This window comes from Streptomyces sp. NBC_00996 (assembly GCF_045162675.1).
Classification (GTDB): domain Bacteria; phylum Actinomycetota; class Actinomycetes; order Streptomycetales; family Streptomycetaceae; genus Streptomyces.
In genome coordinates this window covers 9,578,953-9,599,138 of the sequence record NZ_CP108723.1, presented here as the reverse complement: position 1 = coordinate 9,599,138, position 20,186 = coordinate 9,578,953, and the positions used below count along the sequence as shown (strand labels likewise).

Sequence of the window (20,186 nt, the reverse complement as noted above, 5' to 3'; positions counted from 1 at the left end):
AACAGGACAAACCAAGCCGCCCGGCAGCCATCACAAGCAGCAAGGCTCCATAAACGCCAAGTCCCGCTCGTCCAGCGAGCCTTGAGCTGATCGGGCAGGATCTCCCGAGCCATCTCAAGGAATTCAGCACCTTCGTCCTGGGTCTGCTGTCCGGCCTCGCCGATCGCGCGCATCGCCCTGTCCACCCAGGCGTCGTCGAGCCGTTCCCAGTCCGCGGCGAGCCGGCGCAGGAACACCAGCCGGAAGCGCCGCCTGGTTTCCCGGTCGTACGGGGCGAACCCATGGAGCGAATTGGGCAGGCAGGCGTCGAAGGCCGCGGTGAGATCCGCCGGGGTGCTGTCCTGATCGACGGTCAGCCAAAGACGGACGAGTGCGTTCACTGCGGAGACGGGGGTCTGGCTTCCGTTGTCGAAGAAAGTGACGACCGCCGAGTCCCAGGCGCCGGCCCAGGGTTCAAGTCCGTGCGCGAAGATGTCGTCGGCGGCGGGCGGCACGGCGTCGTCGTACGACGAGAGCGACTTCCGTACGCATCTGCGCGGCGCCCTGCTCTGGACGACCCGGCTGGTGCAGGCCGACTGCAAGGCGACGATCAACGCCAACTACAAGGCCGAGCGCCTGACTCGGCCCAATCAACCCGGCCAGAACGACCAGATCGGCGAGCCGCACGGGCTGGTGACCGCACCCGACGGACGGGTACTCTACATCGGCCGCGGCGGCGCGGACTCCTCCCAGCCCGTGATCACCGACTGGAACAACCCGGACGTAGGCAAGGGCAAGGGCGAGATCCACGTCTACGACCCCAGGACCAACAAGGTCACCCTGGCCGGCGCGCTCACCGTGTTCGGCAACAAGGGCGGCGGCGACGAGCTGATCAAGGTCGAGGAGGGCCTGCTCGGCATCGAGATCGATCCGAAGTTCGAGCAGAACGGCTGGGTGTATCTGCACTACACACCCCACGCGCAGATCAACCGCGACACGCAGATGGCCGAGCGCCGCGTCTCCCGCTTCACACTCGATCCCGCCACCGACAAGCTGGACCTGAGCAGCGAGAAGGTGCTCCTCAAGTGGCCGGTGCAGATCCACAGTTGCTGCCGCGCGGGCGGCGGAATGACCTGGGACTCCAAGGGCAATCTCTACATCGCGACCGGTGACAACAACTCCAGCCGCTTCAGCGACGGTTACTCGGGCAACAACCCCGAACCCAACTACAAGGGCGTGTCGTTCGCGGACGCGCCGCACCGCGGGCAACACCAACAACCTCAACGGCAAGATCCTGAGGATCCACCCTGAGCCCGACGGCACGTACACGCTGCCGGAAGGCAATCTCTTCACCGGCAAGGAGACCGCCGAGGGGGGCGGCAAGACACGCGGCGAGATCTATGTGATGGGGGTCAGGAACCCGGCTCGGATCGCGGTCGACAAGAAGACCGACACCCTGTATGCCGGGTGGGTCGGCCCGGACGCGAGCGCGCCGTCGACCACATGGGGCCCTGCCAAGTACGACACCTTTGCCGTCATCACCAAGGCGAGCAACCGGGGTTGGCCGTACTGCATGGGCAACAAGCAGCCCTACCGGGACCGCAATCTGCCCGACCCGACCAAGCCGCTCGGCTGGTACGACTGCGATCACCCCAAGAACGAGTCCCCGAACAACGACGGTCTCGTCGATCTTCCGCCGGTCACCGGCAACAACATCTGGTACTCGCCCCAGGGCGGCGCCCCGGACTACCCACGCGACGCGAACGGCATCCCGTCGTACAAACAGGAGGAGGCCACCTATCTGCTGCCGTGGCTGAAGGGCGGTGGCCAGGCGGCGATGAACGGGCCCGTCTACCGGTACGACGCGTCGGTCCCCAACGCCACGAAGTGGCCCTCCTATTGGGACGGCAAGTGGTTCGTCGGCGACTTCTACGACTCCGACCAGCCGCGCAACGCCGTCCTCACCGACCCGAAGACGGCCGGTGACGGCGGCCTGCCGATCCACTCCGAGTCACTGAAAAAGAACGTGCCCATCGGCAACGACGGCATCAAGAACCTCATGGACTGGAAGTTCGGGCCGGACGGCGCGCTGTATGTCCTGGACTACGGCCGCGGCTTCTTCACCTCCGACTCCAAGTCGGCACTGTGGAAGGTCACTTACACGGGTGGCGGCCCGACGCCGACCACCGCTCAACTGGCCAGGAGGGTGGAGTGATGTCCCAAAGACGTTGGTGGACCGCTTTGCTGGCGTCCCTGCTGATGGTGCTGGGGCTGACATCGACCTCCGCGTTCGGGTGGACCGAGTCCCCGTACGCCGGATCCTCGAACGACACCGCGGCCCCTCAGGTGCTCACCTGGACCGCCGGGGACGACATCACCCAGTACGCCTCGGTGCCGCAGACCGCGGTCGCGGGCCCGACGACGACCGTCTTCGAGAACACCGCGGCGACCGGCAACACCACAGGAATGCCGCACACGTTGACGTTCGACGTCTCCGACCCGGAGTACAACAACGACGTCCCGCTGAACATCCTGGCCAACCCGAACGACGACCAGGGCGGCAAGCACACGGCCGAAGTCACCCTCACCCCCGGCCGCTACCGCTTCTACTGCACGATGCCGGGCCATGAACGGATGCAGGGCATCCTCGTGGTGACGGAGGGCGGCGGCTCGGACACGACGGCGCCCGAGACGTCGGCCTCGGTCAGCGGTGCGCGGAACTCACAGGGCGTACGTCGGTTCGGCGACGATCACGGTCGCCGCGAGCGACGCGGATTCCGGCGTCGACCGGATCGAGTACGCCCTCGAGGACACGGGTGCCTGGCAGCCGTACACCACGCCCGTCGTGGTCGACCAGGTCGGCGCCCACAAGGTCCGCTATCGCGCGATCGACAAAGCGGGCAACACCGCCACCGAGAGGAGCGTCGACTTCAGGTGGTCGCGCCGCCCACGGACGACACGACCGCGCCCGAGACCTCGGCGACGGTGAGCGGCGAGCGGAATCCCGACGGTGCGTACATCGACATGGCGACCGTCACCGTCTCCGCCTCCGACACCGGTTCCGGAGTCAACACGATCGAGTACGCGGTCGACTCCGGCGGCTGGCAGCCGTACACGGCTCCCGTGATGGTGCACGCGCTCGGCGCCCACCAGGTGCGCTACCGCGCGACGGACAAGGCGGGCAACACCGCCGCCGAGAAGAGCGTCGACTTCACGGTGGTGGCGCCACCCGTTCCCGACACGACACCGCCGGTGACCGGGGTGAGCGTCGACGGGACGAAGAACTCCGACGGCGCATATGTGAACAGTGCCAAGGTGACCGTGAACGCGACGGACGAGGGTGGTTCGGGAGTCGCCGCGATCGAGTACTCACTCGACGGCGGCCCCTATCTGACGTACTCCGCATCGGTGTTGGTCGACCGCGTCGGCGCGCACACGGTGATGTACCGGGCGAGCGACAAGGCGGGCAACACATCGGAGCCGCGCACCGTGAGCTTCACGGTCGCCTCCGGTGGCGGCGTGCCCGCGCCCAACTGCCCCGAATACGACGAGAGATTGACCGTGATCGTGGGAACGGTCGACTCGGGTGTACCGAACCGGGTCACCAACAACCGTTGCCGCATCAATGAGTTGATCGAGGACGAGAAGGAGTGGACCTCCCAGGCGCTGTTCCTCAAGCGCGTCAGGACCGTCCTGGACAGGCTCCTCAAGGAAGGTGTCATCGACCAGCGCGAGTACAACCGGATCACCAAGGCGGCCAAGCAGTCCGGCATCGGCAAGCCGGGCCAGACCGACGGCTACCGCAAGATCTTCGACGGCTCGCAGGCGTCCTTCGCGCGATGGGAGCACGTGGGTGGCGGTTCGTTCGGGCTGAACACCGACGGGTCGATCACGTCCGGCACCACGCAGGGCGGGCTCGGCATGCTGTGGTTCCCCGAGCGCAAGTACGGCGACTTCTCGCTGAAGCTCCAGTGGCGTGACGACGCTCCCGGCACCGGGAACGCCAACTCCGGTGTGTTCGTGCGGTTCCCGTGGGTCCACGACCACCCGGAGGAGTCGCGGCCGGAGTGGGTCGCCATCAAGTACGGCCACGAGGTGCAGGTGCTCGACCGGCCTGACGGCGACATGTACAAGACGGGCTCGATCTACGGATTCGACCGGGTCGGGCTCGCCGGGGCCGGCGTCGCGCAGAAGGGCACCTGGAACGACTACGAGATCCGTGTGGTCGACCAGCACTACTCGGTGTACCGCAACGGCGTGCTGATCAACGAGTTCGACAACACCGGCGGCCAGGACTTTTCTCCGCCGCGCTCGGACGACCCGGGCACGGACGGACGGCGGTTCGCCTCCGGCTACGTCGGACTCCAGGTGCACAGCACGACGGACGTGATCTCGTACCGGGACATCCGGATCAAGGAGTTGTAAGGAGCTGGAAGGAAGGGAGCGGTAAGGGGTTGCGGGACGTCCGTCTCGTCCGAGCCGTTGTCAGTGGCGTGCGGCATGCTGTGATCAGTGGCCGCCGTACGCCACTGACGGCGGGGAGGTCTGTGTGTTCACGGGGATCGAAGAGGTCGACTGGGCGTCGATGGGGCACGCCTGCACCGACTCCGCGACGGAAGTGCCCGACCTGCTGTGGGGTCTTGCCTCGGACGATCCGGCCCGGCGGGACATCGCGCTGGACGGGATGTACGGGGCGGTGCACCACCAGGGCGACGTGTACGACAGCACGGTGGCGTGCATACCGTTCCTCTTCGAGCTGGTCGTGACGCCGACGGTCGCCGACCGGGGCGCCGTCGTCGGGCTGCTGCGCAGCATCGCGGGCGAGAAGGAGCCCGCCCCCCTCATGCATGAGGAGTTGGCGTCGGTCCGCCGCCACATCAACGACAACTCAACGGGGAACCTGCGCTACGACGTGGCCTCGGACGAGGCGCTGTTGAGGGACTGCCGGACGATCGTGGCCGCACTCGGCGCCTGACGGCCGCCTCCGGGCCCGGCCGCGCTCGGACGGGCGGCTCTCCCGAGGAGCCCGCCGCGTTTGTGGTCAGCCGCCCTCGTGTTTGGCGCGGCTCGGCTGCACCCGCTTCGGCTCGCCCGGCATCTTCGGGTACTCGGGCGGGTACGGCAGATCACCCAGGCCGTGGTCGTGCTCGTCGCGGCTGGCGAGTTCCAGCAGGGCTTCCAGGGAGAAGGCATGGTCGTCCATGTCGGCGTGCACATCGCCGAGTTCGGCGAAGCGCCGAGGCATGGTCGCCAGGTCGAAGTCGCGGGGCTGGGCGTCGTCCACCTCGTCCCAGCGCAGGGGCGCGGAGACGGGGGCGTGCGGGCGGGGGCGTACCGAGTAGGCGGAGGCGATGGTGCGGTCCCGCGCGGTCTGGTTGTAGTCCACGAAGATCTTTTCGCCCCTTTCCTCCTTCCACCAGGCGGTGGTGACCTGGTCGGGCATACGGCGCTCGAGTTCGCGCCCGACGGCGATGGCGGCCCGGCGTACCTGCGTGAAGGTCCAGCGCGGCTGGATCGGCACGAAGACGTGCAGGCCCCGGCCGCCGGACGTCTTGGGCCAGCCGCGCAGATCGCCGTACTCGTGCAGCACCTCGCGCAGTTCGTGAGCGGCGCGCACCGCGTCGGCGTAGTCCGTGCCGGGCTGTGGGTCGAGGTCGATCCGGAGTTCGTCGGGGCGGTCGACGTCGTCACGGCGGACCGGCCACGGGTGGAAGGTGAGTGTGCCGAACTGGGCGGCCCACAGGACGGCGGCGGGCTCGGTCGGGCACATCTCGTCCGCGCTGCGGCCGCTGGGGAAGGTGATGTGGACGGTCGGGATCCAGTCGGGCATGTTCTTGGGGGCCCGCTTCTGGAAGAAGGACTCGCCCGTCACCCCGTCCGGGTAGCGCTCCAGGGTGGTGGGGCGGTTGCGCAGGGCGCGCAGGATTCCGTCGCCGACGGCGAGGTAGTACTGGGCGAGGTCCAGCTTCGTGAAGCCGCGCTCCGGGAAGAAGACCTTGCCCGGGCTGGACAGACGTACGGTCCTCCCGGCTGCCTCGAATTCCACCGCATCGCCCATGCGAGCCACGGTAGGCGCGAGGCGCACACCTCGCACACCGGGCGGGCGGCACTGTCACCGCGCAGAATCGGAGCATGGACCTGCCGGTGATGCCACCCGTGAAGCCGATGCTCGCCAAGTCCGTGGCCAGGATCCCGCCTGACATGCACTATGAGGCGAAGTGGGACGGTTTCCGGGCGATCGTGTTCCGCGACGGTGCCGAGGTCGAGATCGGCAGTCGCACCGGGAAACCGCTGACCAGGTACTTTCCTGAGCTCGTCGCAGCGCTGCGGGAGCGGCTGCCGGAGCGTTGTGTGATGGACGGCGAGATCGTGATCGCGCGGGAAGGGCGGCTCGACTTCGACGCGCTCACGGAGCGGATCCACCCGGCGGACTCGCGGGTGCGGATGCTGGCCGAGAAGACTCCCGCCTCCTTCGTGGCCTTCGACCTGCTGGCGCTCGCCGACGAGTCGCTGCTCGACGTCCCGCTGGGCGATCGGCGCGCGCTGCTGGTGATGGCGCTGTCCGGAGTGACGGCGCCGGTCCATGTGGCACCGGCGACCACGGACCGCGAGGTGGCGCAGCGATGGTTCGAGCAGTACGAGGGCGCGGGTCTCGACGGGGTGATCGCCAAACCGCTCACGCTGCCCTATCTCCAGGACGAGCGCGCCATGTTCAAGATCAAGCATGAACGGACGGCGGACGTCGTGGTCGCCGGTTACCGCTTCCACAAGAGCGGGCCGATCGTCGGCTCGTTGCTGCTGGGTCTGTACGACGACCGGGGCACCCTCCAGCACGTGGGCGTGAGCGCCGCGTTCCCGATGAAGCGGCGCGCGGAGCTGGTGGAGGAGTTGGAGCCGCTGCGGATGGAGGATGTCGAGCAACACCCGTGGGCGGCCTGGGCGGACGAGGCGGCGCACGAGACGGCGCGGTTGCCGGGCGCGCCCAGCAGATGGTCGTCGAAGAAGGACCTCTCCTGGGTGCCGGTGCGGCCCGAGAGGGTGGCCGAGGTGGCGTACGACCACATGGAGAACGGCGTGCGGTTCCGCCACACGGCCCGCTTCCGCCGGTGGCGCCTCGACCGCACGGCTGAGAGCTGCACGTACGGCCAGTTGGAGGAACCGGTGGGGTACGACCTCGCGGAGATCTTCGGACCGCAGGACTGACCGCCGCCTTTCGGGCCGCCCTTCACGCCACCCCCAGAGGTTCACGTGCAGCAACGCGCCCGGCTGATCGACTCGGCGGCGCACGGAATCAGAATCGAACGGGTATGGCCACCGATGAGCCTATAAGCGCACAATCGATGGCACAGGACGGGGGCGCACGGTGGGCATGCGACAGCTGGCGCGGATGCGGCGCGGCGCGATGACAGCGGCGCTGCTGGCCGCCGCGGTGACGGGCTCCCTGTTGACGGGCTGCACTGTGGGGGGCGGCGCGACCGACGACGGGCGCGGCCGGACACAGGGACCCACCGAAGGCAACGACGGCACGGCGACGAGCAGTTCGGTGCTCGCCGTGAAGATCGACAATGTGCGCGCGGCCCGCCCGCAGACGGGCCTGGACGCGGCCGACGTCGTGTACGCGGAGCAGGTCGAGGGCGGTCTCAGCCGGCTGATGGCGGTCTACGCGAGCCGGTTCCCGAAGGTTGTCGGGCCCGTGCGCAGTGCCCGCGAGTCGGACCTGGAGCTGTTGCGCCAGTTCGACGAGCCGACGCTCGCCTTCTCGGGCGCGCAGCACAAGTTGCTGCCGCTGATCGACAAGGCCCCGCTGCACGCGCAACCGCCGGAAAGTGTCTCCGGCGCCTACTACCGGGGTACGGACAAACCCGCGCCGCACAATCTCTATCTGCGTCCGCAGCGGCTGATGGGATCCGCGCCGGGCAGCGCCGCCCTCACCGCCGGGTTCCACTTCGGCCAGGCGCCCACCGGCGGCAGCCCGGAGACCTCACGCACCGTGCGCTTCCCGGCGGCCCGCTTCACCTTCACCTGGTCCGGCAGCCGGCAGCGCTGGCTGGTGAACATGGACGGGACGCCCACCGTGACGACCGACGGCAAGACGGTGGCCCCGGCCACGGTCGTGGTGCAGTACGTGAAGGTGCGCGCCTCCCAGTTCCACGACGTCCTGGGCAACAACACGCCGTACACGGAGACGGTGGGCTCGGGGAAGGCGAAGGTGCTGCGCGACGGTCGTGTCTTCGACGCGAACTGGGCGCGCCCCAGCGCGACGGACGGCACGGAGTTCACGACGACGGGCGGTGCGCCGATGAACTTCGCGCGGGGCCAGGTGTGGGTGGTCTTCGCGAAGGCGTGACCGTCCCCGCAAGCGCGAGGGCATGACCGTCCCCAGGTGACCGTCCCCGGAAAAATCGACCGGACGCGGGCTAGGAGCGGCGTCCCAAGCGCCGCTCGATCGCCGCCTCCGTCTCCTGGCGCGCGGCGGCGCGCTCGCCCGATCGCCATCGGCGTGATCATCGACCGTACGGACTCGATGGCAGGCGGTCTGGTCTATGTCGCCGCACTCTCGGTGGCCGGATTCCTGGCGTACGCCTTCCTCATCGACAGGGTCGAACGCCTGGAGGCGTAGGGGCTGCGTCACGTTCCCGCCCGCCGGGCGGACGGCGAGAGCCCTGGGGCCTGTCCGGCGGATCAGGTCGGAGGGGACCCGCGGCGCCTCATCAGCGCAGGTGAGCGGGTCCTGATGCGTCCGGCCGCAAGGCGGAGGAGGGCGACGACGCGATGGGGGTCCCCCGCGCGAGGGAAGCCGAGCGTGGGGGAGTCGGCAACCGACGACAACGCCGCAGATGGACGTGCCAGGACCCGCGTCTCCGACATGATCCGCCGGACAGGCCTAGGCCGGCCTAGGCCTTCGCGGAGGCCGCGGGCTCCGCTGGATTGCGGAGACCCTCCGCGGCGTCCGAGACCCGCTGGATGAGGTCGAAGAACATGGCCTGCTCCTCGGCGGAGAGCGGGGCCAGGAAGACCTGGTTCATCCGGGCGGTGCGGACGGTCAGCTTGCGGTGCGTGCGCATCCCCTCGTCCGTGAGGCGCAGCAGGAAGCGGCGGCCGTCCTGCGGGTCGCGCACCTTGTCGAGCAGACCCCGACGGCTGAGCCGGCTGATGACCTCGGCGATGGTGGACCGGTCGAGCCCCACCCGCTCCCCCACCGTGCGCTGGTCAAGGCCCGGCTCCGCGACGAGCGCGTTAAGGACCGCGAACTGCGGGGAGGTGATCTCCTCGGAGACCATGGTGTTCCACAGCAGGTAGTGGGCCTGCTGCAGTCGCCGGGCCAGGTGCCCGGGGTGGGTGGAGAGGTCCACCGCGGCCATATGCGCTCCTCGACTCAACTATTCGTTGGTGTACTGAACAATACCCCGGCGCGGCCTGGCCCGTCTCGCCATATGCGGAGACTCTCAACTGCACATTCATTGTGGGTCTTGACGGGCCGAGGATCGGGTGGCAGCGTGTTTGAAACCTCGAAGAATTAATCAGTGCCCTGATTAATTGAGGCGTTGGACGCTCGGGAGAGATGGGGCTTCACGGATGGACAAGGTGGTCGCCACGGCCCTGGAGGCAGTGGCCGATGTGCCGGACGGCGCGACACTCGCGGTCGGTGGATTCGGCCTGAATGGTGTGCCGAATGTGCTGATCGAGGCGCTGTACGAGCGTGGCGTATCCGGCCTCGGTGTGGTCTCCAACAACTGCGGGGCGATGGAGTCGGGCCTGGCGATCCTGCTCGCGGCCGGGCGGATCGCCCGCGTCACCGGCTCGTACATCGGCGCGAACAAGGAGTTCGCCCGGCAGTACCTGGCCGGTGAGCTGGAGGTGGAGATGATCCCGCAGGGCACGCTCGCCGAGCGGCTGCGCGCGGGCGGCGCCGGGATCCCCGCCTTCTACACCCCGGCCGGGGTCGGCACGCAGGTCGCGGACGGCGGACTGCCATGGCGCTACGACGGCCAGGGCGGCGTCGCGCTGGCCTCCCCGCCGAAGGAGGTGCGCGAGTTCGACGGCACGGAGTACGTGCTGGAGCACGGTATCCGCACCGACTTCGCCCTCGTACGGGCCGCCAAGGGCGACCGGCACGGCAACCTGGTCTTCAACAAGTCCACCCGGAACTTCAACCCGCTGGCGGCGATGGCCGGCCGGGTGACGATCGCCGAGGTGGAGGAGCTGGTGGAGCCGGGCGAGATCGACCCGGACGCGGTGCATCTGCCGGGCATCTTCGTGCAGCGCGTCGTCGCGCTCACCCCGGAACAGGCGAGCGCCAAGATGATCGAGCAGCGGACGGTTTCGGCGCCCGCGGCGAATGGAACGGTGAGCGAGTAATGGCCTGGAGCAGGCAGGAGATGGCCGCCCGCGCCGCGCGCGAACTCGAGGACGGCCAGTATGTGAACCTGGGCATCGGCCTGCCGACGCTGATCCCCAACTATCTCCCCGACGGCATCGAGGTGATCCTGGAGTCCGAGAACGGCATCCTGGGGACCGGTCCCTACCCGACCGAGGACCAGGTCGACCCGGATCTCATCAACGCAGGCAAGGAGACCGTGACGGTCCTGCCGGGGGCCTCGTACTTCGACTCGTCGCTGTCCTTCGGGATGATCCGCGGCGGGCACATCGACGTCGCCGTGCTCGGCGCGATGCAGGTGTCCGCAGGCGGTGACCTCGCCAACTGGGCGATCCCCGGCAAGATGATCACCGGGATAGGCGGCGCGATGGACCTGGTCCACGGCGCCCGCACGGTCATCGTCGTGATGACGCACACCGCCAAGGACGGATCGGCGAAGATCCTCCAGGAGTGCGCGCTGCCGCTCACGGGCAAGGCGTGCGTGAACCGGATCATCACCGACCTCGGCGTGCTGGACGTCACCGCAGGGGGGCTGGTGCTCGTCGAGACCGCGCCGGGCGTCACCGTCGAGGAGATCGTGGCGAAGACCGCCGCGAAGATCCGCATTCCCGAGGAGACCTCATGAAGGACGTCTACATCGTCGATGCGGTCCGCACCCCCATCGGCAAGTACAGCGGGTCGCTGGCCGCCGTCCGCCCGGACGACCTCGCCGCCCACGCCATCCGTGAACTCCTCGCCCGTACACCGGGCTTGGACCCGTCCCGGATCGAGGACGTGTACTTCGGCAACGCCAACGGGGCGGGCGAGGAGAACCGCAACGTCGGCCGCATGGCCGCCCTGCTCGCCGGTCTGCCCACCTCGGTGCCGGGCGTGACCGTCAACCGGCTGTGCGCCTCCGGGCTCGAAGCCGTCATCCAGGCCGCCCGGGCCATCGCGCTCGGCGACGCCTCCATCGCCCTGGCCGGTGGCGTCGAGTCGATGACACGCGCCCCCTACGTACTGCCCAAGAGCGAGCGGCCCTTCCCGGCCGGACACACCGAGCTGTACTCCACGACGCTGGGCTGGCGCATGGTCAACCCGGGGATGGACCCGCAGTGGACCATCCCGCTGGGCGAGTCGGCCGAACTCATCGCCGAGAAGCACAAGATCACACGTGCGCAGCAGGACGAGTTCGCCCTCGCCAGCCACCGCAAGGCGGCCCGGGCACAGGCGGACGGCCTGTTCGACGGCGAGATCGCCCCCGTATCCCTTCCGCAGCGCAAGGGCGACCCGGTCGTCTTCGGCGCCGACGAGTGTGTACGCGCCGAGGCGTCCCTGGAGGCCATGGCGAGGCTGAAGCCCTCCTTCCGCAAGGCGAGCGAAGCGAGATGCGAGTCCCCCCAGCCGAAGGCTGGGGGAGGCACGGTGACGGCCGGCAACGCCTCGCCCTTGAACGACGGCGCGGCTGCCCTGCTGCTGGTCGACGAGGAGGGCCTGAAGGCCACCGGGCGTGAGCCCCTCGCGCGCGTCAGCGCGACCGGCGTCTCCGCGATCGACCCGCAGTACTTCGGACTCGCCCCCGTCGAGGCCGTCCATCGCGCACTCGCCAAGGCGGGCAAGGGATTTGACGACCTGTCGACGCTGGAGCTCAACGAGGCCTTCGCCGCGCAGGTCCTCGGGTGCCTGGCCGAATGGCCCGAGTTCGACCCGCAGGTCCTCAACCCGCAGGGCGGCGCCATCGCCCTCGGTCACCCCCTCGGCGCGTCCGGCGCCCGGCTCGCCGGAACCGTCGCCCACCAACTCGCCCGCCAGGGCTCCGGAGTTGGTGTCGCCACTCTCTGCATCGGTGTGGGCCAGGGCCTCGCCCTCGTCCTCGAACGATAGGAAGTCGACCATGGCTCTCACTCAGTCGGACATCGACGTCGAGATCAAGGATCACCAGGACGCGTACGACAAGGCGGTCGCCGGCGGCGCCCCGGTCCAGCACCACCCCTCGCGCGACTACCCCCCGTACCGCAGCTCCCTCCTGCGCCACCCCAAGCAGGCGCTGGTCGCCGTGAACGGCGGCGACCCGGAGACGGTCGAGCTGTCGGGTCCCGTCTTCGGTGTCACCGACATCACCGAGATCGACAATGACCTGACCCGCCGGCACCGGGGCGAACCGATCGGCGAGCGCATGACCGTCTCGGGCCGCCTCCTCGACCGCGACGGCCGTCCCGTACGCGGCCAGCTCGTCGAGATCTGGCAGGCCAACGCCGCCGGCCGCTACGCCCATCTGCGCGAACAGCACCCGGCGCCGCTCGACCCCAACTTCACCGGTGTGGGCCGTACCCTGACGGATGATCACGGGCGGTACACGTTCACGACCATCAAGCCGGGCCCGTACCCGTGGGCCAACCACACCAACGCGTGGCGGCCCGCGCACATCCACTTCTCGGTCTTCGGCACGGCGTTCACCCAGCGGCTCGTGACGCAGATGTACTTCCCGAGCGACCCGCTGTTCCCGTACGACCCGATCCTGCGGTCCGTGACAGACGAGGCGGCGCGCAGCCGTCTGATCGCCGGCTACCACCACGACCTCTCGCAGCCCGAGTTCTCGCTCGGCTATGAATGGGACATCGTCCTCGACGGTCCCTCCGCCACCTGGATCGAGGAAGGCCGTTGAGCATGACCGAGCGGTTGCTCCCCACCCCGTCCCACACCATCGGCCCCTTCTACGGCCATGCACTGCCCTTTCCCGGTGGCGGCGACGTCGCACCCCAGGGCCACCCCGACACGATCACCCTGCACGGATACGTGTTCGACGGCGCGGGCACGCCGATCCCCGACGCTCTGCTGGACTTCTGGCAGGCGGCGCCCGACGGCTCTCTGAAGGGCGCTCCCGGCTCGATGCGCCGCGACCCGTCGACGGGCGATTTCCTCGGCCGCAACGGCATCGACTTCACGGGCTTCGGGCGGGTCGCCACGGACGCCGACGGGCACTACGCGTTGCGCACGCTGCCGCCGGGGAACGCCGGGCTGCCGTACATCAGCGTCTGTGTCTTCGCCCGTGGTCTGACGCACCATCTCTTCACCCGCGCGTACCTCGCCGAAGGCGCCGACCCGCTGCTGGACTCGCTCCCGGCCGACCGGCGCGCCACGCTGATCGCGGCCGAGGGGGCGAACCGCACGTACCGTTTCGACATCCGCCTTCAGGGCGAAGGCGAAACGGTCTTCCTGGAGTTCCAGTGACAGCTGTCGACCCTGTCGATTCCGGCGCCCTGCTCGCCCCCGGGTGGGCGGGCTGCCCGGCCGCGTCCGAGACGAGCGACACCGCCTATCTGCGGGCGCTGCTCGACGCGGAGGCCGCGCTGGCCCGGGCCCAGGCATCGCTGGCGCTGGCCCCGGCTGAGGCCGCATCGGCGGTGTCCTCGGCAGCCGACGCCACCGTCTTCGACATCGCGGTGATCGCGCTGCGCGCACGAAGCGGCGGCAATCCGGTGATCCCGCTGGTCGCGGACCTGACGGCCGCTGTCGGCAAGGAGTACGGCCCGTACGTCCACCGGGGCGCGACGAGCCAGGACATCATGGACTCGGCGACCATGCTGGTCACCGCGCGCACGCTGGACCTCGTCCTGGGGGACCTCGGCCGCACGGAGCGGGCGCTGGCCCGGCTCGCCGCGGAGCACCGGGACACGGTGATGCCGGGCCGCACGCTCACCCAGCACGCGGTGCCGACGACTTTCGGGCTGAAGGCGGCGGGTTGGCGGTCGCTGGTGCTGGATGCCCGGGACAGGGTGTCCGCCGTACGTGCCTCGCTGCCTGCCCAACTGGGCGGCGCCGCAGGGACGTTGGCAGCGTTCACGGTATTCGGCCCCGCTGGGACTCGGGCCGGCGGTGGCAGGCCGGCTCTCGCGGACACGCAGGCCGCAAGCGACGCATCCGCCCCCGCGGACACGCAGGCCCTGATCGCGGCGTATGCCCGTGAACTCGGGCTCGCCCCACCCGTGCTGCCCTGGCACACCCTCCGTACGCCGATCGCCGATCTGGCCGGAGCGCTGGCGTTCACCGCCGGAGCCCTGGGCAAGACCGCCGTCGACGTGCTCACCCTGACCCGTACCGAGATCGCCGAGGTCGCCGAGGGTTCCGGCGGCGGATCGTCCGCGATGCCGCACAAGGCCAACCCCGTGCGGGCCACCCTCGTCGCCGCCGCGGCCCGCCGGGCGCCACAGCTCGCGGCAACGCTCTACGGGGCGATGGCGGCCGAGGACGAGCGTCCGGCCGGGGCCTGGCACGCCGAATGGGAGCCCCTGCGGGATCTGCTCCGGCTGGTCGGCGGGGCAGCGCGCGATGCCGCCGAGCTGGCGGAGGGGCTCCGGGTGAACGCGGACACCATGCGTGAACATCTCGGTCTCACCCACGGGTTGATCGTCTCCGAGCGGCTGGCCGCCGAGCTCGCTCCCGTGCTCGGGCGGGCCCGTGCCAAGGAGCTGCTGACGCGGGCCGCGCAGCGCGCCGTCGCCGGGAACCGGCCCCTCGTGGAGGTGCTCGGCGAGGAGCCGGAGCTCAAGGAGCTCGACCTCGCGGACCTCACCGACCCCACCCGCTACACGGGCTCCGCGGGAGCCCTCACCGACCGTGCTCTGGAGCGACGTTGACCGACACACTGCTCAACCACCGCGCCGAAGGTTCCACCACCGCTCCCCCCCTGCTCCTCGGCCCCTCGCTCGGCACGTCGTACGCCCTGTGGAACAAGGTCGCGCCCGAGCTTTCCGTCACCCATCGGGTGGTCCGCTGGGATCTGCCGGGTCACGGCGGTTCGGCCGCCGACCTGATCGGGCCCGGCGCGACCGTCGCCGACCTCGCCGGGCTGGTGCTCGCCCTCGCCGACTCGCTCGGCATCGACCGGTTCGCGTACGCGGGTGTCTCGCTCGGTGGCGCGGTCGGTCTGCACCTGGCCGTGCATCACCCTGAGCGTCTGGAGAGCCTCGCCGTCATCTGCTCGTCGGCCCACTTCAACGGCTCCAAGCCGTGGGAGGAGCGCGCGCGGACCGTGCGCCGCGAGGGCCTCGCCGCGCTCGCCGAAACCGCGAACGCCCGCTGGTTCACGCCCGGCTTCACCGTGCCCGAGCTGGTGGAGGACCATCGCACCGCGGATCCCGAGGCGTACGCCGCCTGCTGTGACGCGCTCGCCGCCTTCGACATCCGGGAGCGGCTGTCGTCCCTCACCCTGCCGACCCTGCTCATCGCGGGCCGCGAGGATCCGGCGACGCCGCGCGCGCATCTGCGGGAGATCGCGGACGCGGTGCCCGGCGCCTCGCTCACCGAGATCGCGGGCGCCTCGCACCTGGCGCCCGCGGAGCGCCCGGAGGCTGTGCTCGCCGCGCTGCGCGGGCACTTCGACGGGTATGCGCTGCGGGGCATGGAGGTGCGCCGTCAGGTCCTCGGGGACGACCACGTGGACCGCGCGCAGGCACGGCAGACGCCCTTCACCGCTCGCTTCCAGGACTTCATCTCGCGCTATGCGTGGGGCGAGATCTGGACGGATCCGACGCTGGCGCGCCGTGAGCGCAGCATGATCACGCTGACCGCGCTGGTGGCGCACGGCCACTACGACGAGCTCGCCATGCACGTCCGAGCGGCGCGGCGCAACGGCCTCACGCCCGAGGAGATCGGCGCGGTGCTGCTGCAGACGGCCGTGTACTGCGGTGTTCCGGCGGCGAACTCGGCGTTCGCGGTGGCGCAACGGGTGCTGACGGAGGAAGACAAGAGCGGTGGGTGACCCTGCTGGTCGTAGCTTCAACGGCACCTCGTACATACCTGAGCACCGTGCCTAGGGTGGAGGCATGTCCACTGTTCTGATCACCGGTGCCACCTCAGGGCTCGGCAGGTACGTCGCCTTCGAGCTGGTCCGCTCCGGATATGTCGTCCTCGCGCACGGGCGCGACCGCGCGCGGACCGAGTCGCTCGTCACGGAGCTGCGGGCCGAGGGTGGCGAGTCCTACGGGTACGTCGCCGATCTGGCCTCGCTCGCGCAGGTGCGGCGGCTGGGCGAGGAGGTCGCCGCCGAGCACCCGCGTCTCGACGTGCTGATCAACAATGCGGGGGTCGGCGCCGGCCCGCACGGTGCGGGCCGTGAGGTGAGCGCCGACGGTCACGAGCTGCGGCTCGCGGTGAACTATCTCGCTCCGGTCGCCCTCACCCGCGCGCTGCTGCCCACGCTCCGCGCGAGCGCCCCGTCCCGCGTCGTCAATGTCGGCTCGGTCGGCCAGGAGCCGCTGGACTTCGACGACCCGGAACTCACCCGGGGCTACACCGGGGTATCGGCGTACTGCCGCAGCAAGTTCGCGCTGGCGGCGCACACGTTCGCGCTGAGCGAGGAGCTGGCGGGCAGCGGCGTCTCGGTGAACGTCCTGCACCCCGCGACCTACATGGACACAGCGATGGTCCGCGACGCCGGAGTGGTCCCCTGGTCCACCGTCGCCGACGGTGCGGCGGGTGTACTCCGCCTGGCCACACGGGAGTTGGGCACCGGCGGGTACTTCGACGGCACGAACCCCTCGCGGGCGCACGCGCACACGTACGACCGCGAGGTGTGGAAGCGGCTGAAGGCGACCACGAATCAGCTGCTCGGCAGCTGAAGACCGACTGCCGAACTGACACCCCGCTGCCGGACTGGGCCATGTCTCTACGTCTGCCTCGGCACCGTGACCGCCGCCGCCCTCCTCATCTGGCTCCGTTCGTAACCAGGAACAAAGACCAACTCACCCCTGGGACTTGAGGTTCTCCAGACCGGTCGACACCAGTAGCGGAGTGAACTCAAGGACGCTGTGCGTGGCGACGCCGTTGAGCACGTACGGGTCAGTGGCGAGAAGGCGGTCGAGTTCTTCGGCGGGCATCCGGGGGGCTAGGTAGACCCCGCCGACCAGAGGCACCTGGCGCCCGGCCATCACCAGCGACCGCCGTGAAATAAGGTGGTTCAGCCAGTCGCCGTGCGCCGGTCTCCAGCGGTCCACTTCATCCAGCGGTGCCGTGTAGGTCACTGTCACAATGAACATGACCAGACCGTAGTGGACCACCAAGGACTACTGCGACCTCACTCAATGATCGCAGAGACAGGCCCTAGAGGCTCGCCAGCGCCTCCCCCGCCTTCGCCACCAACCCGTCCGCCCCGCACGAACGCGCCAGCGTCATCCCCTTGTTGATCTCCGCCACCGAGCGGGCGGCGATGCCGTACTCGACGCGGGCCGCGGCGTGTTCGTACTGGCAGGGCGAGGCTTCCAGGTAGGTGACCGCCTGGGCGGCCAGCCGTACCGCGCGCTGGCCCGATTCGAGGGCCGCGGCGCAGCGGAGCGCCTCGCCGATGGCCGTGTCGGTGCCGAAGCGCTCGGCCTGGCGGCGGGCGTCGGCGGCCAGGGCAGCGGCACGCGTCGGGTCCTCGGTGGCGAGGGCTCGGGCGAGGTCGACCGCCCAGGGGGCGAGCACCGTGTTGTGGTGACCGCGCGCGGCGGCGGCCTTCTCGGCTGCCTCCAGTTCGTTGATGCCGTCCTTGGTGCGGCCGGCGGCGAGCAGCAGACGGCCGCGTACGGAGCGGGTGTCCGGGAGCACGATCGTGGACGGGTACGGAGGTGCGAAGCCGTAGCGTTCGGCGATCTCCGCGGCCTCGTGGACATGGCCGCGGGCGAGCAGTGTGTCGATGAGTCCGCAGGTCGCGGACCAGTACAGGGGCAGCCCGCGACCGACCCGTTCGGCGAGGCGGAGCGATTCGCGCTGGTAGTGCTCCGCGTCGGCGAGGCGGCCTCGTCTGCGGTGCGCGAGGCCGAGGTAGGCGTTGGCCAGGGAGAGGTGGCCGCCGCTCCAGCTGGCCTTCACATAGGCGTGCAGGGCCTCGCTGAACAGGCTTTCGGCCCGGTCGAGCCGGTCGGCGTAGGCGTACGCGCTGCCGAGCATCAGGAGCAGTTCGACGCCCCACTCGGTGTCGGTCCAGCCGAGTCCGGGTGCGAGGCGGCCGTTGACGAGGGCGCGGTCGCAGAGTTCCACGACCTCTTCGGCGTTCTCGCCGCGCGTCATCGCGTCGAAGCCGCGCAGTATGAGCAGCGCGCGCTCGGAGTTGTCCCGCCCGGTGCAGGTCCTGACGAGTTCGGCGAGACCGAGGGAGTGTCCCGCGGCGCGCTCCTCGCCGGCGTGGATGCCCTCCCACATGTAGTGCACGGCCTGCAGTCGCATGCGGGCGGGGCCCGGTTCGAGCCGGGCGACCTCCTCGTCGACCGTGCGGACGGCCTCGTCCAACTGGTTGTTGTGGAGCAGCGCCTGGGAGAGCCGGAAGACGGCGTCCACGCGCATGGCGTCCTCGAGGCCAGGCCTTTCGAGCGCGGCGCGCAGATGGCCGATGGTCGTGGAGGGCGCGGTCAGGAGCGTGGCACAGCCCAGTTCGTAGAGCACGCGGGCGTGCACGTCGGGCAGCGGGGGCTCGGCCAGGGCGCGCTCCAGGCAGCGCCTGGCCGCGTCGGGCGCGCCGACGGCGAGGTGTTCCCTGGCGGCCTCACGCATCTGCTCGACGAGTTCGGGGTCGTCGTCCGGGTGGACTTCGAGGAGATGGCGGGACGCCGCGGCCGCACCGCGCCCGGACTCGGTGACCGCCCAGGCGGCCTGGCCGTGCATCGCGGTGCGCAGGGCGTCCGGGATCGAGCGGTAGACCGCGGTGGCGATGAGCGGGTGCACGAACTCCAGCTCGTTCTCCGCGACTTGACCGTTCGTCGGCTCGGGCCTGGTCAGGATGCGGGCGGCGCCGAGGAGTTCCGCGCAGCGCAGGGCCTCGTCGCTCTGCATTCCGGCGAGTTGGGCGGCGAGGTCGAGGGAGATCGCGGTGCCGAGGATCGCGGCCGCCCAGGCGAACCGTGTGGCGTCGATGCCGAGTCCTTCGAGGCGGGCGACGAGTCCGCGGCCGCGGGCCGAGCGGTTCAGGTCGCGCAGTTCGGCGGCCGATCCCTCGGCCGGCTCCATCTGGCTGTCCTGCACCTTGGCGAGCAGTTCGACCGTCTCGTACGGATTGCCGCCGGTGACCGCCCACACCTCGCGGCAGAACGGCGCGTCGGCGTGCTCCCCGAGCGTGGCGCGGGTCAGTCCTTCGGCCGCGGCCGGGGTCAGCGCGCTCAAGGTGGCGACCGGGCGGGCCGCGGCGGCGACCGCGTCGAGCAGCCGGGCGCTCTCGCCGCTGACCCCGCCGGGACGGCGGGCCACCACGACGAGAACGGAAAGGTCCTCGAGCCGCTCGACGAACGCGGCGAGCCAGCGCAGTGTCTCCTGGTCGGCCCAGTGGGCGTCGTCGATGAGCAGCACGAGCGGCCATTCGCGCTTGGCGAGCCGCCGCACCGCCGCGACCAGACCGTCGCACACACCTTGCGGGTCGGGCTGACACTCGCCCGGCTCCGCTATACCAAGGGCGGGCCCTGCGATGTCGTACCAGTCGCCCAGGTATTCGCGCGCCTCCTCCGGCATCAGCGAGACGAGGGCCGGCTGCAGCAACTGCCGTACGACATTGAAGGGGACGGACGTGACGGTCTCGCCGCCGCGGGCCGACCACACCGCACAGCCACTGCTCTCCGCGATCCGGCGGGCCTCGGCCAGGAGCGCCGTCTTGCCGAGGCCCGCCTCGCCGCTGAGCACCAGCAGGCTCCCCGAGGTGGCAGCGTCCGCGCGCAGCGCGGCGATCGCCCGTTCGAGTGTGGCGACTTCCTCATCGCGCTCCCACAGGGAAGCCGAGGCGCCCCCTCCGGGCCGTGCCTCCGTCATCCCGCTACCTCCCCAGGTCGCCCAAACGACGTACTGGTAACGAGCCTAGCCGCCTGGAAGCCCCGGTGGAGGCGGGTCC

General features: G+C 70.2%; 14 protein-coding genes and 3 pseudogenes. 13 read left to right on the top strand and 4 right to left on the bottom strand.

The window, feature by feature from the left end:
- Positions 1-486: 486 nt before the first annotated feature.
- The 3 pseudogenes from OG390_RS44345 to OG390_RS44335 form a co-directional block, all read left to right on the top strand.
- A pseudogene (locus OG390_RS44345) lies at positions 487-2,194 on the top strand (PQQ-dependent sugar dehydrogenase); the annotation flags it as partial.
- Positions 2,194-4,404, top strand: a pseudogene (locus OG390_RS44340) (OmpL47-type beta-barrel domain-containing protein). The pseudogenes OG390_RS44345 and OG390_RS44340, both read left to right, overlap by 1 nt.
- Positions 4,405-4,528: 124 nt before the next feature.
- Positions 4,529-4,819: pseudogene (locus OG390_RS44335) on the top strand (HEAT repeat domain-containing protein); the annotation flags it as partial.
- 201 nt (positions 4,820-5,020) lie between these two features.
- On the opposite strand, the gene ligD reads toward OG390_RS44335, so the two are convergent.
- Positions 5,021-6,037: a non-homologous end-joining DNA ligase gene (ligD, locus tag OG390_RS44330; RefSeq protein WP_406175938.1), complete on the bottom strand. Its 1,017-nt coding sequence runs from the start codon at positions 6,035-6,037 to the stop codon at positions 5,021-5,023.
- Positions 6,038-6,111: 74 nt separating this feature from the next.
- Between ligD and OG390_RS44325 the strand changes: the two genes are divergently transcribed.
- Together OG390_RS44325 and OG390_RS44320 are read left to right on the top strand one after the other, a co-directional pair.
- On the top strand, positions 6,112-7,182 hold the full coding sequence (locus OG390_RS44325) for an ATP-dependent DNA ligase (RefSeq protein WP_406175936.1): 1,071 nt from the start codon (positions 6,112-6,114) through the stop codon (positions 7,180-7,182).
- A 166-nt stretch (positions 7,183-7,348) separates the two neighbouring features.
- Positions 7,349-8,326: a DUF3048 domain-containing protein gene (locus OG390_RS44320; protein ID WP_406175935.1), complete on the top strand. Its 978-nt coding sequence runs from the start codon at positions 7,349-7,351 to the stop codon at positions 8,324-8,326.
- Positions 8,327-8,873: 547 nt separating this feature from the next.
- Here the strand turns inward: OG390_RS44320 and OG390_RS44315 are convergent.
- Entirely contained in the window at positions 8,874-9,341 is a 468-nt protein-coding gene (locus tag OG390_RS44315) for a MarR family winged helix-turn-helix transcriptional regulator (RefSeq protein ID WP_399094009.1), read from the bottom strand.
- A 214-nt stretch (positions 9,342-9,555) separates the two neighbouring features.
- On the opposite strand from OG390_RS44315, the gene OG390_RS44310 reads away from it, so the two are divergent.
- The 8 genes from OG390_RS44310 (at position 9,556) to OG390_RS44275 (ending at position 16,956) form a co-directional block, all read left to right on the top strand.
- Positions 9,556-10,338, top strand: coding sequence for a CoA transferase subunit A (locus OG390_RS44310; RefSeq protein ID WP_406175933.1), 783 nt, complete (start codon positions 9,556-9,558; stop codon positions 10,336-10,338).
- Positions 10,338-10,982 carry a CoA transferase subunit B gene (locus tag OG390_RS44305; RefSeq protein ID WP_406175931.1) on the top strand — a complete coding sequence of 215 codons (645 nt, stop codon included), beginning with the start codon at positions 10,338-10,340 and terminating at the stop codon, positions 10,980-10,982. Before OG390_RS44310 ends, OG390_RS44305 begins: the two co-directional genes overlap by 1 nt.
- Complete coding sequence (locus tag OG390_RS44300) at positions 10,979-12,220, top strand: thiolase family protein (RefSeq protein WP_406175929.1); 1,242 nt, start codon at positions 10,979-10,981, stop codon at positions 12,218-12,220. The genes OG390_RS44305 and OG390_RS44300 overlap by 4 nt, the downstream gene beginning before the upstream one ends.
- A gap of 10 nt (positions 12,221-12,230) precedes the next feature.
- Positions 12,231-13,001 (top strand): protocatechuate 3,4-dioxygenase subunit beta, encoded by a 771-nt coding sequence (gene pcaH / locus OG390_RS44295; protein WP_406175927.1) that lies wholly within the window; start codon positions 12,231-12,233, stop codon positions 12,999-13,001.
- A 2-nt stretch (positions 13,002-13,003) separates the two neighbouring features.
- A complete protein-coding gene (gene pcaG, locus OG390_RS44290) occupies positions 13,004-13,567 on the top strand; it encodes a protocatechuate 3,4-dioxygenase subunit alpha (protein ID WP_406175926.1) in 564 nt (187 codons plus the stop codon).
- On the top strand, positions 13,564-14,973 hold the full coding sequence (gene pcaB, locus OG390_RS44285) for a 3-carboxy-cis,cis-muconate cycloisomerase (protein ID WP_406175925.1): 1,410 nt from the start codon (positions 13,564-13,566) through the stop codon (positions 14,971-14,973). Before pcaG ends, pcaB begins: the two co-directional genes overlap by 4 nt.
- Complete coding sequence (gene pcaD, locus OG390_RS44280; protein ID WP_406175923.1) at positions 14,970-16,097, top strand: 3-oxoadipate enol-lactonase; 1,128 nt, start codon at positions 14,970-14,972, stop codon at positions 16,095-16,097. Before pcaB ends, pcaD begins: the two co-directional genes overlap by 4 nt.
- A gap of 64 nt (positions 16,098-16,161) precedes the next feature.
- The gene (locus OG390_RS44275) at positions 16,162-16,956 is read left to right on the top strand and encodes an SDR family NAD(P)-dependent oxidoreductase (RefSeq protein ID WP_406175921.1); all 795 of its coding nucleotides are present in this window, start codon (positions 16,162-16,164) and stop codon (positions 16,954-16,956) included.
- 123 nt (positions 16,957-17,079) lie between these two features.
- Here OG390_RS44275 and OG390_RS44270 read toward each other — a convergent pair whose 3' ends face one another.
- Positions 17,080-17,373: a YciI family protein gene (locus tag OG390_RS44270; protein WP_406175919.1), complete on the bottom strand. Its 294-nt coding sequence runs from the start codon at positions 17,371-17,373 to the stop codon at positions 17,080-17,082.
- A 64-nt stretch (positions 17,374-17,437) separates the two neighbouring features.
- Positions 17,438-20,107 carry an ATP-binding protein gene (locus OG390_RS44265; protein WP_406175917.1) on the bottom strand — a complete coding sequence of 890 codons (2,670 nt, stop codon included), beginning with the start codon at positions 20,105-20,107 and terminating at the stop codon, positions 17,438-17,440.
- Between the last annotated feature and the right edge of the window lie 79 nt (positions 20,108-20,186).

Coding starts and splice junctions, on each gene's coding strand:
- OG390_RS44320 (WP_406175935.1), top strand. CDS start 7,349: ATGCGACAGCTGGCGCGGATGCGGCGCGGCGCGATGACAGCGGCGCTG.
- OG390_RS44270 (WP_406175919.1), bottom strand. CDS start 17,373: ATGTTCATTGTGACAGTGACCTACACGGCACCGCTGGATGAAGTGGAC.
- OG390_RS44275 (WP_406175921.1), top strand. CDS start 16,162: ATGTCCACTGTTCTGATCACCGGTGCCACCTCAGGGCTCGGCAGGTAC.
- OG390_RS44310 (WP_406175933.1), top strand. CDS start 9,556: ATGGACAAGGTGGTCGCCACGGCCCTGGAGGCAGTGGCCGATGTGCCG.
- OG390_RS44305 (WP_406175931.1), top strand. CDS start 10,338: ATGGCCTGGAGCAGGCAGGAGATGGCCGCCCGCGCCGCGCGCGAACTC.
- pcaG (WP_406175926.1), top strand. CDS start 13,004: ATGACCGAGCGGTTGCTCCCCACCCCGTCCCACACCATCGGCCCCTTC.
- OG390_RS44300 (WP_406175929.1), top strand. CDS start 10,979: ATGAAGGACGTCTACATCGTCGATGCGGTCCGCACCCCCATCGGCAAG.
- OG390_RS44315 (WP_399094009.1), bottom strand. CDS start 9,341: ATGGCCGCGGTGGACCTCTCCACCCACCCCGGGCACCTGGCCCGGCGA.
- pcaH (WP_406175927.1), top strand. CDS start 12,231: ATGGCTCTCACTCAGTCGGACATCGACGTCGAGATCAAGGATCACCAG.
- ligD (WP_406175938.1), bottom strand. CDS start 6,037: ATGGGCGATGCGGTGGAATTCGAGGCAGCCGGGAGGACCGTACGTCTG.
- OG390_RS44325 (WP_406175936.1), top strand. CDS start 6,112: ATGGACCTGCCGGTGATGCCACCCGTGAAGCCGATGCTCGCCAAGTCC.
- OG390_RS44265 (WP_406175917.1), bottom strand. CDS start 20,107: ATGACGGAGGCACGGCCCGGAGGGGGCGCCTCGGCTTCCCTGTGGGAG.